The 17,091-nt window shown below is 64.7% G+C and carries 16 protein-coding genes and 1 tRNA gene; 5 read left to right on the top strand and 12 right to left on the bottom strand.

Features of this window, described 5'->3' with window-relative positions; translation table 11 throughout:
• Positions 1-28 precede the first annotated feature (28 nt).
• Positions 29-769: a di-trans,poly-cis-decaprenylcistransferase gene (locus N2602_RS38675; protein WP_260381355.1), complete on the top strand. Its 741-nt coding sequence runs from the start codon at positions 29-31 to the stop codon at positions 767-769.
• A 100-nt stretch (positions 770-869) separates the two neighbouring features.
• Positions 870-1,355, top strand: a complete 486-nt coding sequence (locus N2602_RS38670) for a Crp/Fnr family transcriptional regulator (RefSeq protein ID WP_172787947.1) — start codon at positions 870-872, stop codon at positions 1,353-1,355.
• Here the strand turns inward: N2602_RS38670 and N2602_RS38665 are convergent.
• The 3 genes from N2602_RS38665 to N2602_RS38655 all read right to left on the bottom strand — a co-directional run bounded on the left by N2602_RS38665 (position 1,294) and on the right by N2602_RS38655 (position 4,741).
• Positions 1,294-2,121: a metallophosphoesterase gene (locus tag N2602_RS38665; RefSeq protein WP_212255629.1), complete on the bottom strand. Its 828-nt coding sequence runs from the start codon at positions 2,119-2,121 to the stop codon at positions 1,294-1,296. The genes N2602_RS38670 and N2602_RS38665 overlap by 62 nt on opposite strands.
• Positions 2,122-2,272: 151 nt before the next feature.
• Positions 2,273-3,343 (bottom strand): hypothetical protein, encoded by a 1,071-nt coding sequence (locus tag N2602_RS38660; RefSeq protein ID WP_212255631.1) that lies wholly within the window; start codon positions 3,341-3,343, stop codon positions 2,273-2,275.
• Positions 3,344-3,346: 3 nt separating this feature from the next.
• Positions 3,347-4,741, bottom strand: coding sequence for an MBOAT family protein (locus N2602_RS38655; protein WP_260381354.1), 1,395 nt, complete (start codon positions 4,739-4,741; stop codon positions 3,347-3,349).
• A 256-nt stretch (positions 4,742-4,997) separates the two neighbouring features.
• On the opposite strand from N2602_RS38655, the gene N2602_RS38650 reads away from it, so the two are divergent.
• Together N2602_RS38650 and N2602_RS38645 are read left to right on the top strand one after the other, a co-directional pair.
• Positions 4,998-5,684: a DNA-3-methyladenine glycosylase I gene (locus tag N2602_RS38650; protein ID WP_260381353.1), complete on the top strand. Its 687-nt coding sequence runs from the start codon at positions 4,998-5,000 to the stop codon at positions 5,682-5,684.
• Between the two features lie 203 nt (positions 5,685-5,887).
• Positions 5,888-6,181, top strand: a complete 294-nt coding sequence (locus tag N2602_RS38645; RefSeq protein WP_172787942.1) for a hypothetical protein — start codon at positions 5,888-5,890, stop codon at positions 6,179-6,181.
• Positions 6,182-6,281: 100 nt separating this feature from the next.
• Here the strand turns inward: N2602_RS38645 and dinB are convergent, their stop codons facing one another.
• On the bottom strand, positions 6,282-7,382 hold the full coding sequence (dinB, locus tag N2602_RS38640) for a DNA polymerase IV (RefSeq protein ID WP_260381352.1): 1,101 nt from the start codon (positions 7,380-7,382) through the stop codon (positions 6,282-6,284).
• Between the two features lie 129 nt (positions 7,383-7,511).
• On the opposite strand from dinB, the gene N2602_RS38635 reads away from it, so the two are divergent.
• Positions 7,512-7,721, top strand: coding sequence for a hypothetical protein (locus N2602_RS38635; RefSeq protein ID WP_260381351.1), 210 nt, complete (start codon positions 7,512-7,514; stop codon positions 7,719-7,721).
• 87 nt (positions 7,722-7,808) lie between these two features.
• On the opposite strand, the gene N2602_RS38630 is transcribed toward N2602_RS38635, so the two are convergent.
• From N2602_RS38630 to N2602_RS38595, 8 genes are all read right to left on the bottom strand, one after another.
• Positions 7,809-8,597, bottom strand: a complete 789-nt coding sequence (locus N2602_RS38630; protein WP_260381350.1) for an alpha/beta fold hydrolase — start codon at positions 8,595-8,597, stop codon at positions 7,809-7,811.
• A gap of 268 nt (positions 8,598-8,865) precedes the next feature.
• Positions 8,866-8,942, bottom strand: a tRNA-Arg gene (locus N2602_RS38625).
• Positions 8,943-9,004: 62 nt separating this feature from the next.
• Positions 9,005-10,042 (bottom strand): diguanylate cyclase, encoded by a 1,038-nt coding sequence (locus N2602_RS38620; RefSeq protein WP_260381349.1) that lies wholly within the window; start codon positions 10,040-10,042, stop codon positions 9,005-9,007.
• Positions 10,042-13,164, bottom strand: coding sequence for an EAL domain-containing protein (locus tag N2602_RS38615; protein ID WP_260381348.1), 3,123 nt, complete (start codon positions 13,162-13,164; stop codon positions 10,042-10,044). Before N2602_RS38615 ends, N2602_RS38620 begins: the two co-directional genes overlap by 1 nt.
• A gap of 184 nt (positions 13,165-13,348) precedes the next feature.
• Positions 13,349-14,434: a branched-chain amino acid ABC transporter permease gene (locus N2602_RS38610; RefSeq protein ID WP_260381347.1), complete on the bottom strand. Its 1,086-nt coding sequence runs from the start codon at positions 14,432-14,434 to the stop codon at positions 13,349-13,351.
• Entirely contained in the window at positions 14,431-15,441 is a 1,011-nt protein-coding gene (locus N2602_RS38605) for a branched-chain amino acid ABC transporter permease (RefSeq protein WP_260381346.1), read from the bottom strand. The genes N2602_RS38610 and N2602_RS38605 overlap by 4 nt, the downstream gene beginning before the upstream one ends.
• Positions 15,438-16,160, bottom strand: a complete 723-nt coding sequence (locus N2602_RS38600; protein WP_260381345.1) for an ABC transporter ATP-binding protein — start codon at positions 16,158-16,160, stop codon at positions 15,438-15,440. The genes N2602_RS38605 and N2602_RS38600 overlap by 4 nt, the downstream gene beginning before the upstream one ends.
• Positions 16,157-16,930 (bottom strand): ABC transporter ATP-binding protein, encoded by a 774-nt coding sequence (locus N2602_RS38595; protein WP_172787933.1) that lies wholly within the window; start codon positions 16,928-16,930, stop codon positions 16,157-16,159. The genes N2602_RS38600 and N2602_RS38595 overlap by 4 nt, the downstream gene beginning before the upstream one ends.
• Between the last annotated feature and the right edge of the window lie 161 nt (positions 16,931-17,091).

Raw genomic sequence — 17,091 nt, 5'->3', positions numbered from 1 at the left:
CTCCCCCTTTTTGACCGGAGACTTTGCAATGCAAAGTGACATCACGTCCCGTAACGAGAAGCTTCATGTCGGCATCATCATGGACGGCAACGGCCGCTGGGCGACGCGGCGCGGCCTGTCGCGCGTGCGCGGTCACGAGGCCGGCGTCGAGACCATCCGCCGCATCGTCGAGGCCGCCCCCAAGCAGGGCATCGGCACGCTGACGCTCTACGCCTTCTCCACGGACAATTGGCGGCGGCCGAAGGCCGAGGTCGCGGCGCTGATGACCTTGCTACGCTTCTACCTCGCGAACGAAGTGCAGAGCCTCGTTAAGAACGGCGTGCGCCTCTCCGTCATCGGCCGCCGCGATCGCCTGCCCGACGGCATCGCCGCCGCGATCGCGCGCGCCGAGGCGGCCACCGCCGATGGCCGCACTCTGCATGTGCGCCTCGCCGTCGATTATTCCGCGCGCGACGCCATCCTCAATGCCGCGGCGAAGGCGGCCGCGCTGACCAGCCTCACCCGCGAAGCCTTCTCGCAGCTGGTCACAGGCGAGGCTGGCCTTCGCGATGTCGACCTCATCATCCGCACCTCCGGCGAGAAGCGGCTGTCGGACTTCCTGCTTTGGGAAGGCGCCTATGCCGAGCTGCACTTCACCGAGCGGATGTGGCCCGAATTCGACGCGGGCGATCTTGCCGAGGCGCTTGCCGCCTTCCACAACCGCGAGCGCCGCTTTGGCGGACTGCAGGCGATCCTGCCAGGCGAAGTGCCTTCGCTGTCCCAGGTGTGACGCGCCTCGCGCCCGCCGCTCCCCGCTGATTGCCGCCCGGCATGGATCGTGCTCTAGTATTCCGGCGCTGGGTATCGTCCCGCGACGGAGCTTTCGTACGATGCGTGCAGTCCTCGATTATTGCACCGGCGGAACGGAGCGGCAGCTTGCCGCCGGCACGATCATCGTCGCCGAGGGGGGCACCTCCGGCCATCTCTACGTGCTGATGCAAGGCAGGCTCGAGGTGCTCAAGGGCGAGATGGTGGTCGCCACCGTCACCGAGCCCGGCGCGGTGCTGGGTGAGATGTCCGTGCTGCTGGGCCAGCCGCACACCGCAACCGTGCGGGCCTGCTCCGACGCCATCGTCTACGAGTTCGAGGATGCCGCCTCGTTCCTCGAGAAGGAGCCGGGCGTGGCCCTGCTGATCGCAAAAATGCTGGCGCAGCGGCTCAACGTCGCCAACACTTACCTCGCCGATCTGAAGCGGCAATATGCCGGCCACGGTACGCATCTGGCCATGGTCGGCGAGGTGCTCCAGAGCATGATCAACCTGCCGCCGCTTGAGGTTTCGCCAGGCTCGGATCGGCAATCCGATCCAAGAATGTGAGCCAGTCGGGCGGCGCCTCGATGGGGGCGGCGGGCCGCTGCAGCGGCGCATTCAGGTCGATCCATTGCGCCGCGCCGGCCGCCAGCCAGAACGCCTTGTCGGCATCGAGATCGAGCACGATGTAGGTCGGAGGACGGCCGGGTTGCAGGCCCGTGTTGAAGACCCAGGTCTGGCCCAGCCGATCGAACCACGATCCATTGCTGATGAAGGGTGATTGATGCACATGGCCCGAGATCACCATCGACGGCTGGTATTGCATGATCCACTGCACCAGCTCGACGTCGCCGAAGAAGCGCTTGCCGCCCCAGCTCGTCGGTGAATCCGCCGGCGGCGCATGATGCGCCCAGATCCAGCGCTGCGGCCTGACGGCCGCGGCATCGCGCAACTGCGCGACGAGGCGTTGCTTGACCTGAGGTCCGTCCCACCACGGGCACACCGTGAATAGGGTATCGCCGACGTTAAGGCTGTCGCCGTCGCAGGCGATGCCGAGCTCGCGCACCTCCGAGATCCAGCGCGAAATCTTCTCACCTTCGGCGTTGCGCTCGTCGAGGTCGTGATTGCCGGAGCAGAGGATCACGCGGGTCGTCGCGGCCAGCAGCGCGAGGTACTTCTTCACCACCACGATCTGGGCGCGGAAATCCACCATCGAGCCGATGTCGAGCGCGTCGCCGGCGAAGATCACGAGGTCGAATCGAGGCGCCGCACTGACCAGCCAGTCGAGCTGAGGCAGCGAATAGTGCAAGTCGGCCACGACCAGGCAGCGCATTGAAAATCCGTCAGGTCAAAGCAATCGGAAGGCTTGCGAATTGACGGATATTGCCACGGCCGGCATCCAAGGCAAGAAGCAAACCGGTCCTGTCGGCCCCGCCGACGCGGCAAAAGGGCCGCGCCCGAGCCGATCGGGGGCCGGCCGTCTTTCAGTTGCCCTTCTCCCTTCCCAGGATGCCACGGCCCGCCAGAGCCTCGGCAAGCTGCTCGGTGTAGATGATCCGGCTCCATCGATGCAGATGCGAGGGATAGTGCGCGTACATGATGTCCAGCATCATATCCGGCGTATCGAGGAAGTGCGATCTGTCGATGCCGAGCATGGCGGCGATCCTTTCACCAGCCTCGGCATGAAAGCTCTGTGGACCGCCTTGGGCATAGAGCGAATTGACCGGCGTGATGACGAGGTACACCTTCGACCGGTCGAACTTCGATAGCGTTTCCGACAAGGAGGCGAGCGCCTTCTCGAATTCCGCGTTCATCACGAACGGCTTGATCTTGGGATCGGGTTTGAAGAAGACGTGACCGGCCAGCGTGGCCTTGTAGGCGTCCAGCGAAGGAATATCGAGCATCCGATTGGGATCGATCGCGCTGCCATGCTCGCGCCAAATGGTTGAAATGAACTGGTCCTTGCCGCCGTAATACACCGCGTAACCACCGGGCAGCGGATTGTAGACCGCTCGCTCCATCAGCAGGCGGATGTACTCCGGGCCTCCGGCCGGAAACGTCAGGCCGGACGGAACTTCGAAGCGGTTGGTCCGGATGAAACTCACCCATTCATTCCACCTCGGATCGCGCTCGTACTGAATCGGGTTGAACACCAGAACCAGCTTCCTGGGTTGGCGCCCGCGGGCGATCATCTTCTCAAGCATCGCGCCATAGCCATCCGGACCGACGAATCCGATGGTGCAGAACGACTCGATCCCGGACCCCGGGAATGCCCGCAACAACGTCGGGACGTGAATCCCCATCAGGCAGGAGCTATCGCCGAGAAAGGCAAGGTCGGCCGCAGGCAGCCGCTCCGAGCGCCTGATTTGCTCCAGGACGATGTAGGTCTCGATGCCGCGCGACCATTGATGCAAGCTCTGCTGATGGATGTAATGTGCGACGCCGAGAATGAGGGCGGTGAGCACGCCCAGCGGAATGAGCCGTCGGGCAACGATGCATACCGCACCTGCCAGCGGCCATTGTCCGATCGATTCGATCGTCTGTTTCAGGGGCATGATCTAGAACTGGAAATAGATGAAGGTGGCATTGACGTGTCCGGAGGCGGCGATCGTCATCGCCGCCAGCGTAGCAAACAGCGGATATCTCAGCCATGCAGGCCACTGCAGGACCGAATAGTCGCCACGCGACCGAAGCTGCCACTCCAGCAGCATCAGCGGCACGGACAGCGACAGGATCGCGAGACCGGCGGCGCCATGCACCGGAGCCCACTCCCAGTTGCCGAGGGCGTAGAGCATGCCCACCAGCAAGTTCCAATTAGACGCGCGGAAGAAGAACCAGCCCACGAACACCACCAGCATGGTGAGAGCCCAACCGAGGACGCGGGCGACCGTCGAGCCCGGTGCCTCCTTGCCGGAAAACGCGCGCCAGGCCACGAGGGCCAGGCCGTGAACCAGGCCCCAGAGCACGAAGGTCCATGACGCGCCGTGCCAGAGACCTCCCAGCGCCATCGTAAGCAGCAGGTTTCGGTTGGTGATGAGCTCGCCGCGGCGGTTGCCGCCGAGCGGGATGTAGAGATAGTCGCGCAGCCAGGTGCTGAGGCTGATGTGCCAGCGATGCCAGAACTCGCTGATCGAAACCGACCAGTAGGGGTAGCGGAAATTCCAGATCAGCTCGAAGCCGAACAGCAGCGCGACGCCTTTGGCGATCAGGCTGTATCCGTTGAAGTCGGCATAAATCTGGATGCCGAATGCGAGCGTGGCGAGGATGACCGACCAACCGAAGGGCTGCTCCGGAATGAAGAGCGTGTCCACGATCGGCGCGAGGCTGTCTGCCACCACGACCTTCATGGCATAGCCGTAGATCAGGAGCCAGAGCGCGCGTTCGGCGTGATCGGACGTGAAACGTCGCGGCGCTGAAAATTGATCCAGGAGATTGCTCGCCCGCTCGATCGGACCGGCCACGAGTTGCGGGAAGAACGCCTTGAAGGCGAGAAACTTGACGACGTCCTTTTCGGCGGCATGCTTGCCGCGATAGACGTCGACCACGTAGGCGATGCCCTGGAAGGTGATGAAGGAGATGCCGAGCGGCAGGACGATGCGCAATGTCGGCAGGCTCGGATGAAGCCCCACGCGCTCGGCGATCACCGAGAACGAATCGATGAAGAAATTGAAGTATTTGAAAATCGCAAGAACGATCATCGCCGCTGCGATGGCGAGAGAGAGCAGGAGCTTTCGGGTTTGTTCGCGCTTGGAAGCGGCGATGACGATCGCCGCGGCATAGTTGACGATGGAAATGCCGGCCAGCAGGGGCAGAAAGCGCCAGTCCCACCAGCCGTAGAATACGTAGCTAGCGACCAGTATGATGACGTTCTGAACCGCAAGCCTCGAGGTGGCGTGATAGAGCAGAAAGGTCGCGGGAACAAAGCAAAGGAACGCCAGGGAAACGAACGACATCGCAGCAGACAATCACTTGCTGAGCAGCAAGCGCGCCGCTCGCCATATCAATGGGGACGACGACGGGAAGGAAGACAGGGGCGTCGTGGTGACAAGGATCATTTCCATCACCACGGCATCAGAATAGCAACCCCGAGATGAAATCAACATAAATTCGCCTGATCCGGCGATGCGATCAGGACGCCTGATGTTCGCGGGACTGGACCCGCCGCGTGAATTCTGATGTCGTGGCGCATCCTCGAGAGCGCATGTCCACATGACCTCCTTCAAGACCATTCGCGCCCGCGCCGAGAAGCGCAAGGGCGGGCCCAGGGCGCTGGACAAATTGATGCCGGCCAAGCCGGACCTGAAGCGGCTGGCCAAGCTCGGCGACGATCGTATCCTCGCCGAAATGACCAAGCGGGTGTTCTGCGCCGGCTTTGCCTGGAGCGTGATCGATTCCAAATGGGACGGCTTTGAAGCGGCCTTCCTGCATTTCCAGCCCGCCAAGCTCAGCTTCCAGCCCGAAGACTATTGGGAGGGCCTGCTGCGCGATGCGCGCATCGTGCGCAACGGCGCCAAGATCATGTCGGTGCGGGACAATGCCGCGTTCGTGCAGGAGATCGCGAAGGAGCACGGCAGCTTCGGCAAGTTTCTGGCGAAATGGCCGTCGTCCGACGAGATCGGCCTGCTCGATCTCCTCACCAAGCGCGGCAGCCGGCTGGGCGGCAACACCGGCCAGATGCTGCTGCGCTTCGTCGGCTGGGACGGCTTCGTGACGTCCAAGGACGTGGTGGCCTGCCTGCGCGATGCCGGTCTCGACATCGCCGGGGAGGTCAAGTCGAAGAGCGATCTCGCCAAGGTGCAGGCGCAGTTCAATGCCTGGGCCGAGGAGAGCGGCCTGCCGTACACATATCTGTCACGCATCTGCGCGCTGTCGGTCGGCGAGAACAGCAGCGAGTAGCGCGTCGATCGGCCGATCGTGTGCATCCTGTGGCGATCTTGTGCTGCGAACGCGGCCGATGAAACTCGCGATCACGAAATACATTTCGCGGGAACATTTGTCCGCAGCGCCTGTTCGGGACTCTGAGCCAGGCGCACAAGGGCGCAGGGAATGCTCGCTCCCGCCCGGCTCGATGACAACCGGATCCAGCAACGGAGCAGCTCATGAAGCTCACATCGGAACAGGTGAAGCAGACCGTCCACCAACTCGGCGCTCAGGTGCTGCCCGACGAACATCCGGCGATGCCGCAGCTCAACAGCATGTTCGGCGAGCACACCTTCTTCGTCGACGAGATGGGGCTCAAGGTCCTCGAGCCGACGGGATCGCTGGGCAGCGACCGCGAGAGCGGCGAGGTCGTCAGCCTCGCCGATTGGGGCGATTCCGACCTGACGCGCCTGATGGCGCATGAGCCCGAACCGACCGGCGTGATCGTGGTGTTCGAGCATATGAAGCATTGAACGGCCCCGAGCGCGATCGACCTTCAACGGTGGCGGATCGGAACAATCCGCCACCGTTCGTCGCGCCTGGTGCGCTCCGTCGCCGAAGCTCGCGCCGCGGTCAGATGCCCAGCGTCAGCTGCGGCTCCGACTCGCCGGCAGCATGGAGCGAGGACAGCGAAATCCCCAGCAGCCTGACGCGCTTGGGCAGCGGCATCTCGGCTTCGAGCAGGCCGCAGGCCAGCCGCTCCAGATCGTCGCGTCCGGCAACGGCCGCGGCGACGGATCTGCTGCGGGTGATGATCTCGAAGTCGGCGAACTTGATCTTCAGGGTGACGGTGCGGCCGCGATTGCCGGTCGCCTCGCAATGCCCCCAGACCTTGTTGACGAGAGGCCTGAGCTCGGCGACGAGCGCGTCGAAGGCGTCGAGGTCGGTCGAGAACGTGTTCTCCGCGCCGACGGATTTGCGGATCCGGTTGGCGCGCACGGGGCGTTCGTCGACGCCGCGTGATATCCAATAATAATACGCACCCGACTTGCCGAAATTCGCGTTCATGAACTCCAGCGACTGGTTACGGATGTCGCGGCCGGTGAACAGGCCGAGCGCGTTCATCTTCGCCGCCGTCGCCGGACCGATGCCGTGGAATTTGCCGACCGGCAGCGTCTCGACGAAGGCGGGGCCCATCTCCGGCGAGATCACGAACTGGCCGTTGGGCTTGCGATGATCGGACGCGAGCTTGGCCAGGAACTTGTTGTAGGAGATGCCCGCCGACGCGTTGAGGCCGGTCTCGGCCTTGATCTTCGCGCGGATCCTCAGCGCGATGTCCCGTGCCAGCGGGACGCCTTGCAGGTTCTCCGTCACGTCGAGATAGGCTTCGTCCAGCGACAGCGGCTCGATGACGGGCGTGTGCTCGGCGAAGATGTCGCGGATTTGCCTGGAGATCGCCTTGTAGACCTCGAAGCGCGGCCTGACGAAGATCAGATCGGGACATTGCCGCTTCGCCGTCACCGACGGCATGGCCGAGCGGACGCCGAACCTGCGCGCCTCGTAGCTCGCTGCCGCAACGACACCGCGTTCCGCGGAGCCGCCGACGGCGACCGGCTTGCCGCGCAGCTCCGGATTGTCGCGCTGCTCCACCGACGCATAGAACGCATCCATGTCGATATGGATGATCTTGCGCACGGCCGCGGCTGCGCCAGGCATCGTGTCGGATTCGCTCATGGCAGGATGATACAATCGCGTGAAAAGAAGCGCGAGGTGATGGATGGGCGGTTGTCAAAGCGCGATCGCAGGCTTGTGAGTGGCAAGCAGGGGGACGCGACCCAATATGAGTCCGCGGAGGACAGGTCCATGCAATACAGCTCCGAGCTCATTCAAACGATGCGTCAAGCACTGGAGACCGTGATGGCGAGCGTGCCGGCGCATCAGTCGGTGTTCGGCCTGAAGGCGGCCGTGGCCGAATGCATCCTGAAGGCCGCCGCACACGGCCAGACGTCATATGACGGACTGGTGACGACCGCGTCCGACCAGATCCAGGCGATTGTCGCGATGCTGAATTGAGTGCCGGCACGATCTCGTCTGATCTTGCTCTGCCCGGCCAATGTCTTGTCCTCGCCGCGCTTGGCACAGGTCACGCTCATGCGAAGTTCATTCGCGTCTTTGCACGTAAAGCGAGATGAATCGATCGATCATGGCGTTGATCTGCTCCGGCACCTCGAGCGACAGGAAATGCCCGGAGCCAACAGCCTTGGCCGTAACCAGTTGCGGGCATAGTGCGCCAAGGCGGTCTAGATCCGCGAGCCGATGAGCCGCTTCGATATACAGCACCGGGACCCGGCACGCGTGGGCGCACTGACCCGCCCGATGCACATCCCAGGGAAACAGACTCCTAAACGTCGACACCAGCACGTGCTGTGGCGTCGCCAGGAAGGTCTGTTCGACATGGGCGTGGCATCTGTCGGTCGGCAGACAGGAGTCCGCCACGATTTTTCGGATCTCGTCCGCAAAGTTCGGCCCCTGCAGGCCCTCCAGGTAGCTGGTGAACACCGCTCCCGCCGAGGCAGGGAAGAGCACGCCGGAATCGAGCAGCACCAGCCCCGCAGGAAAATCCGGATAACGGGCCGCGATTTCGAGTGCCATGTTGCCGCCCATGCTTTGGCCCACGATGACCGGATTCGTTATCTCTTGCCGGGCACACAGCCAGACGAGATCCTCGGCGAAGCCTTCGATCGAGTAGTCCTGGTGCGGCTTGTCGCTCTCGCCGTGTCCTCGCAGTTCGGCATTCAATGCGCGACCGCGCCGACCGAAGTACTCCATCTGTCGCGCAAAGTGGGTGCGATCTCCGCCAAGGCCATGGACGAACAGGAACTCAGGCGATCCCTTCCCAGCGATGTCGAACGATAGTTGGATACCTTCACGCGCGAGCTTCATTGTCATCTCCGTATCCACCGGCATTCCAGGCTTCTCGGGCAATGATGCGGGTAAGGGGGCGGCGCGACCGCCGATCGCTGACGTTAACGCTCGAACGGCTCCTTGCAATCGCGTATGGCCAATCTTCGAGCGCGTCCTGGCGCATGATCCGGAAAGTGTGCAGCGGTTTTCCGAAAAGACGATGTCCAAACAACCATCTAAAGCGCGATGACGACCCATCCCAATCGCATCGCGCTGTTAGGAGACTCGCACGGCCTCGCGCAAAATCCTGAGCTGGCGCACCCGACACGATTCGAACGTGTGACCTTTGCCTTCGGAGGGCAACGCTCTATCCAGCTGAGCTACGGGTGCAGTTGCAGGTTCATTTAGCCGATTGGCGCGGGGCGGGCAACCGCTTCTCGCCGGAGCGCGCTTCAGGCCGATTTGCGCCTGGCCGGGGCCGGAACCGGCTTTCCGCCGCGGGCGGCGAATTCGGCAAGCGCCCGTTCGGCGCAGACGACGCGGTTGCGGCCGAGGCGTTTGGCAACATAGAGCGCCTCGTCGGCGGCGCCGAGCAGCCGGTCCGGGCCGCCGTCGCTCCCATCAGGAACGTGGCTGGCGACGCCGACGCTGAGGGTGACGTGATCGCCGGCACCCATCGCACCATGGGCGATCGCCAAGGCCATGACGGCATAGCGGATCTGCTCGGCCACCATGCAGGCGGTGTCAGAATCCATGTCGGGCAGGATCAGCGCAAACTCCTCGCCGCCATAGCGGCTGGCGAGATCGAGCGGGCGCACCGCGTGCCGGCTGACGACGCCAGCAACCGCGCGCAGGCACTCGTCGCCGCTCTGGTGGCCGTGCTGGTCGTTGAACAGCTTGAAATGGTCGACGTCGACGAACAGCAGCGCCAGCGGCTTCTGCGTGCGCTGGGCGCGGGCCCATTCGCCGAGCAGCATCTGGTCGAAGGCGCGGCGGTTCGCCAAGCCGGTCAGCCCGTCCTTGGTGGCGAGCTCCTTCAGCGCCATCTCGGCGCGCTTCTGGTCGGTGAGGTCGCGCAGCGTCTCCACCACCGCAATCAGGTTGCCAGCCTCGTCGTGGATCGGGCCGGCGTCGATGGCGAGATAGAGCTGGCTGCCGAGCTTGGGCATCACGCACCAGTTCTCCGCGGAGAAGCCGAGCCCGTTGTGGCCGCGCGCGGCATATTCCGGATAGTACTCCGGCAGATGCTCGGGCCGGTCGAGCGCGACGAGGTCGGCAAGGCAGGGGCGCTTCGTCTCGTAGAACGCCTGCCAGTGCTTGCTGGTGCCGATCACCTCCGAGGCGGCGACGCCGGTCAGCCGCTCGCAGGCCCTGTTCCAGATCACGACGCGGCGCTTCGGGTCGATCACGAAGGTCGGCACCACCAGGTGCTGCATCAGCCGCACCGCGTAGGAATCGGCGACATCGACGGTCCTGCGCGACTTCGGCATCAGGCCACCGCAGCCACGGGCAAGGTCCCGGGCGAGCCATCGCCGGCACCGAACAGCTTGCGCACCTCGCTGGCCGGCTTCGGCGCGCTGAACAGATAGCCCTGCATCTGCGTGCAGCCGAGCGCGCGCAGCATGTCGCGCTGCGCCTCGGTCTCGACGCCCTCGGCCACCGTGGTCATGCTGCTGGCGGCCGCGATGTTCACCACCGCCTGCACGATGACCGGCGAGCCGGTGGTCTCGGCGATGTCGGCGACGAAGCAGCGGTCGATCTTGATCTTGTCGAACGGGAAGCGCTTCAGGTAGCTCAGCGAGGAATAGCCGGTGCCGAAATCGTCGAGCGCGATGCGCACGCCGATCGCGCGGAGCTGATGCAGGATCGAGAGCGCCGCCTCGTCATCGCGGATCAGCACGGCCTCGGTGATCTCGAGCTCGAGCCGGCGCGGATCCAGCCCGGAGGCGGCGAGCGCGCTCGCAATGCGCAGCGCCAGCGTGTCGCATTTGAGCTGTACGGGCGAGACGTTGACCGCGACGCGCACATGCGCCGGCCAGGTCGCGGCCTCGTTGCAGGCCATGCGCAGCACCCAGTCGCCGAGCTCGGTGATCAGGCCGGTGTCCTCGGCGACCGGAATGAACTCGGCCGGCGACACCATGCCGCGCTCGGGATGGCGCCAGCGCAGCAGCGCCTCGCAGCCGGAGACTTCGTTGGTGCGCAGGTCGACCAGCGGCTGATAGTGGATCTCGAAGCCGCCGTTCACCAGGGCCTGGCGCAAATCCTGCTCCATGCTGAGGCGCGCCTTGGCGCTGGCATCCATCTCCGGCTCGAAGAAGCGGTGGGTGCGGCGGCCCTCGGCCTTGGCGCCGTACATCGCGAGGTCGGCGTTCTTGATGAGTTGATCGAGGTCTGAGCCGTCCTGCGGCGCCAGCGCAATGCCGATGCTGGCATCGGTCGAGAGCTGGTGGCCGAGGCAATGATAGGGCTGGCGGATCGCCTGGTAGATCCTCGTCACGAAGGACAGCACGTCCGCGGGGGACTGAATCCCGGTCTGGATCACCGCGAACTCGTCGCCGCCGAGCCGCGCGATCAGGTCGCCCTGCTTGAGGCAGCCGCGGAGGCGGCCTGCGATCGCCTTCAGCAACTCGTCGCCGACGTGGTGGCCGAGCGAATCGTTGATGCCCTTGAACTCGTCGACGTCGATATAGAGCAGCGCGAACTGGCAGCCATCGGCGACGTTCGCCAGCTCGCGTTCGATCTGCTCGCGGAACAGGGTCCGGTTCGGCAGGTCGGTCAGCGCATCGTAATGCGCCATATGCGCGATCTTCTCGTCGGCGCGCCGACGCTCGGTGACGTCGTCGATGACATGAATGAGATAGCGCGGCTCGCCGGCGCTGTCGTTGATGCCGATGCGGGTCGAGGTGATGTAGCGCAGGCCCATGCCGGGCATTTGCCAGGCGTGCTCGTCCTTGAACAAGCCCTTGGCTGATTTCAGCGCCCTGCTGTCGTCGTCGGTGATGTGGGCGGCGGCCCCCTCGGGGAAGATGTCGAAGGCGGTCTTGCCGACGACGTCCTGGCGGGACTGGCCGAACAGCTGCTCGGCGACGACGTTGAGCAGCAGATATTGCCGCGTCCGGGCATCCTTCACGGTGATCTGCGACGGGATGTGGTCGATGATCTCGCGCAGGAATGTATAGTTGCGGTCGCGCTCCTGCTCCAGGTTGCGGCGCTCGGTGATGTCCTCGATCGTGGCGACCCATCCGCCCTGTGCGAGCGGCGTGTTGATGACCTGGAAGGCGCGGCCGTTGGCCAGTTGATGGGTCAGCGTCGAGACCGTGCCTTCGGCGACGACCCTCATGACCTCGGCGCAAAACGCCTCGACGTCGCCGTCGAACGCGCCGCGCTCCTTGCGATGATACATCGCCTCACGGATGTGACAGCCGGGCTTGATGACGTCGTGCGACAGGCCGAACATCTCGGCGTAGCGGCGGTTGCAGGTGACGATGGTGCCGCCGGCGTCGTACAGGATCAGCCCCTGCGACATGTTGTTGAGGGCGGTGTCGAGTCGGAGCCGCTCCGCCTCGATCCGTTGCTGGGCCTCGCGGTTCTGCCGGTTGATCTGGCGGATGATCAGATAGAGGATCAGCGCGATCACGCCCGCCGAGAAGCCCGCCGTTGCCACCATGAAGCCGGTCTGCTGCCGCCAGTCCGCGAGCGCCGCTGCCGTGATGTTGGTGGCGATGATGACCAGCGGGAAATGCGTCAGCGACGCGGCCGAGCCGAGCCGCTCCTCGCCGGTGACGGGGCTCCTGCCGCGGAGCGTCTGCTGACCACCTTCGGCCAGCACTTTCTGCATCAGCGGCGCGTCCTTGAAGTTCCGCCCGATCAGTTCCTCGGCGTGCGGATAGCGCGCCAGCAACTTGCCCTCGCGGTCGAGCAGCGAAATGGCCGTGCCGTCGGCGAGCGCGACCGATGCGAAGTATTGCTGATAGCTGTCCGGATCGATCCGCCGCACCATGGCGCCGAGGAAGGTGCCGTCCGCGCCGCGCAGCCGGCGTGCGACGACCGTGGTCCATTTGCCGATCAGGAAGCTGCGGACCGATTCCAGGATCACCGGCTCGGCCGTCGGGTTGAATTTGAACGACTGGAAATAGGCGCGCGAGGAGACGTTGATCTTGGGCAGCGGCTGGGCCCGCGACCAGTTGATCAGCTCGCCCTCGGCATCGTAGATCGCGATGTCGCCGAGATACGACACGGAGCTGATCTTGCTGCGCAGCATCTGGTTTGCCGCAGGCCCGGACATGCGCTCGCGGAACATCGCAGGCGAGGTGATCTCCGGCAGGTTCATCTGCCCGATCAGGTCGGAGGCGACGACGTCGGAATCCTCGAATTGCTGATCGAAATGCCGCGCGATCAGCTTCACCGTGTTTTCAAGCTCGCGTTCGCGGTTGGCGAGGGTCCGCTCGCGAAACTCGCCGACGGCTACCGCCGTGGCGATGAAGATTCCCGCGACCAGAAACACGCCGCACAGGGTCAGCCACAGGACGGGACCACGGCGCGCCAAGGCCTCCCAGCCGTTTCTCGCGGCTAGAGACATTCCGGCTGCTACCCTGGCAAAGACCTGGCGCATTCCCCCTCACTGGAGTGGAGGACCAGGAATACACCGCACAAATGGCGCAAACCTTAGGAAAGCCAGTTACCTAAGCATTAATGCAGCTGGGCTGATCGCACATCCATATGCAGCACCGCGGGTATCACGCACGAGGATTGTGTCGCGCGCGCCGCAATCACAGCGCTGCATCATGAATCATCGGTTAATGCGAGGGGCCGGCGGTCTTCTTGCCGCCGCCATGGCGCAGCCGTCCGACCACGCCGGTCGGGAAGAAATAGACGCTGGCGATGAACAGCAGCCCGAGCCAAAGCAGCCAGCGGTCGGGATGCAACAGCCCCGGCAGCAACGGCAGGCCGGCTTCGTCCGCCGCCTTGGAGGCGACGCCCATCAGCGACTGCAGATAGTTCTGCGCGAGGATGAAGATGGTGGCGCCGATGATCGCGCCGTAGATCGTGCCCATGCCGCCGATCACCACCATCAGCAGGATGTCCAGCATGATCGAGAAGCTGAGCGAGGTGTCGGGACCTGCATAGCGCAGCCACAGCGCGTTCAGGATGCCGGCGCTGGCGGCGACCAGGGCCGCAAGGCAGTTGGCGTAGGTCAGGTGGAACACGGTGCGGAAGCCGAGCGCCTCGGCGCGAAAGCGGTTCTCGCGGATTGCCTGCAGCACGCGCCCGAACGGCGAGTTCACCACCCGCAGCAAGGCGAGGATCATCAGCGCCGAGATCGCGAACACCAGATAGAAGGTCAGGATGCGGCCGTTGACCTCGAAGCCGAACAGGTTCTTGGAGATCAACACCGTGCCGGGGCGGAGCAGCTCCGGCAGCTGGAAGCTGCGCCCATCCTCACCGCCGGTCAGCCAGGACAGCTGCGAGGCCAACACCTGGAAGGCGGAGGCGACCGCGAGCGTGATCATGGCAAAGAAGATCGCGGCGACGCGCAGCGAGAACAGCCCGATCGCCAGCGCGAGCAGGGCGGCGAGCGGCAGGCCGGTGACGATCCCGGTGCCGACCGCCGCCCAGTTCGGGCCCATCCCGTATAGCGCGATCGCGATGGCGTAGCTGCCGATGCCGTAGAACATGGTGTGGGCGAACGACACCGAGCCGGTATAGCCGAGCAAGAGATCGTAGGAAGCGACGAGGGCTGCGAAGACGCAGATCTTGGCCGCGACGTTCAGCGCCTTGGCACCCGGAAACAGGAACGGCGTCGCCGCCAGCGCCAGGATGATGACAACGAGAACGAGGGTCAGGACGCGGCTGCGCGGCGGATCGCCAGAGAGGATCATCATCGGCTGGTCACCGCATAGAGGCCGCGCGGCCGCCACATTAGAATGGCGACCATCAGCAGGATGTTGGAGACGAGGGCGAGCTTCGGCACCAGGAAGCCGCCGTAATTGGCGACCATGGCGACCAGGATGGCGCCGATGAAGCAGCCGCCGATCGATCCCAGCCCGCCGATGATGACGACGATGAAGATCAGCACGGTGAGGTCGTCGCTCATCGAGGCGTGGACCTGCTCGCGATAGAGCGCCCACATCACGCCGCCGAGGCCGGCCAGCGCCGATCCCGTCATGAACACGCCGAGGAACAGGCGGCGGATGCGATAGCCGAGCGCCTCGACCATCTCGCGGTTCTCGACGCCGGCGCGGATCAGAAGGCCGAGCTTGGTGCGGTTGAGCACGAGCTGGATCGCGATGAAGACAGAAAGTCCGATCAACATCGCCAGCACACGGTACTTGGCGATCGCGACGTCGCCGAGGATGAAGGAGCCGCGCAGCGAGGCCGGCAGCGGCATCGGAATGATCTGCGGTCCCCACAGCGCATAGAGCGTCTGCTCGGCGACGATCAGGCCACCGGTCGTCATCAGGATCTGCTTCAGATGCTGGCCGTAGACGGGGAGGATCAGCACGCGCTCGACGACGAGGCCGAGCGCGCCCGACACCGCCATCGAGAGCAGCGCGGCCGGGGCCAGCACCGCGAGGTTCGTCCAGAGCGAGTCGGCCTGGATGGAGGCCGCGAACGGCGCCAGAACGAGCGTCGCGACATAGGCACCGACCGCGATGAAGGCGCCGTGGCCGAAATTGAGCACGTCCATCAGGCCGAACACCAGCGTGAGCCCCGAGGCCATGATGAAGATCATCATGCCCATGGCAAGGCTCGCGGCGGTCAGGGTCAGCCAGGACGAGGTCGATCCGATCAGCGGGATCATCAGCAGCGCCAGCGCCGCCGGCAGCAGGATCGGCGCGAGGTCGCGCTTCGGCTTCGGCAGCGGATCGGTTGCAGCAAGGTCAGTCACTGATGCGCCTCCAGGCTCAGGCCGAGCAGCCGCTCCTGCAGCGGCACGTCGGCGGCGAGCGCCGCCATCTCGCCGCGATGGACGATGGTGCCGTTGTCCATGACCAGCACGTTGTCGCCGAGCTCGCGGGCGGCGAAGAAATTCTGTTCGACCAGGAGGATCGTCGCGCCCTTGCGCTTGATCTCCTTCAGGCACTCGATCAGCGCCATGACGATGGCGGGCGCGAGGCCCTTGGTCGGCTCGTCGATCAGGAGCAGCTTGCGCGGCTCGATGATGGCGCGGGCGATCGACAGCATCTGCTTCTGCCCGCCCGACAGGCTTCCCGCGCGCGACAGCCAGAAGCGGCGCAGCGCCGGGAAGAAGCCGAAGATCCAATCCAGCTGCCTGTCGTCGATCGGCGCGTCGCGCGCCGCCAGCACCAGGTTCTCCTTCACCGTGAGATCGGAGAACACCGCCATGCTCTCCGGCACGTAGCCGACGCCGAGCCGCGCGATGTCCGGCGTCGCAAGGCTCTCGATGCGCTGGCCTGCGAGGGTGATCTCGCCCGTCGAGGCCTGCCACAGACCCATGATGGTGCGCAGCGTCGTGGTCTTGCCGGCGCCGTTGCGACCGAGCAGCATCGTGACCTGTCCTTGCGGCACCGTGAGATCGATGCCCTGGAGGATGTGATAGCGCCCGATATGGGTGTGCACGCCGGAGAGCTTGAGGAGATCGCTCATGCTGCACTCCCTGCGTTCTTGGGCGCGACGCCGAGATAGGCTTCCTGCACGATCGGCGAGGCGATCACTTCGGCAGGCACGCCGTCCGCCACCAGCTGTCCGTTATGCAGCACGATGATGCGGTCCGCGAGCGAGCGCACCACGTCCATCTTGTGCTCGACCAGCAAAATGATCTTGCTCCTGTCCTGCTTGAGCTGCGCGATCAGGTTGAGGACGACAGGCACCTCGTCGATGCTCATGCCGGCGGTGGGCTCGTCAAACATGAAGACTTTTGGCTCCAGCGCGATCATCAGGGCGACCTCGAGCTTGCGCTGGTCGCCATGCGACAGCGCGGTCGCAGTGACGCCGCGGCGGTTGCCGAGCGCGACCTGGTCGAGAATGGCGTCGGCGCGCGCGATCAGGTCGCGGCGCACCATCCAGGGCCGCAGCATGTCGTAATGGGTGCCGCTGGCGGCCTGCACCGCGAGGCGGACATTCTCTTCCACCGTCAGGTTGGGAAACAGGTTGGTGAGCTGGAACGCGCGTCCGAGACCCGCACGGGTCCGCATCGGCGCGGAATGCTGGGTGATGTCGGTGCCGTCAAACAGGATGCTGCCGCCAGACGCCCGCAGCTGGCCCGAAATCAAATTGAAATAGGTGGTCTTGCCAGCACCGTTCGGCCCGACGATGGCGGTAAGCTCGCCCGGGCGAAACGTGCAGGAGACATTGTTGACCGCGACATGGCCGCCGAAGCGGATGGTGAGGTCGCGGGTTTCGAGGGTGAGCGGCATGAGAAATTTCGATCGGATTTGGATGAAGATCTATCCACGATCACGGTGGGCTCCCTCCCCCGCGTGCGGGGGAGGGGTGGGGAGAGGGTGTTTCCGCACGCGAGAACCCCCAAGGGGAGAGAGCCCTCTCCCGGCCTCTCCCGCAAGCGGGAGAGGTGAAG

The organism is Bradyrhizobium sp. NC92 (assembly GCF_025200865.1).
Taxonomy (GTDB): domain Bacteria; phylum Pseudomonadota; class Alphaproteobacteria; order Rhizobiales; family Xanthobacteraceae; genus Bradyrhizobium.
Note: the sequence above shows the minus strand (reverse complement) of the source record. Positions and strands in the feature narration are given on the sequence as shown.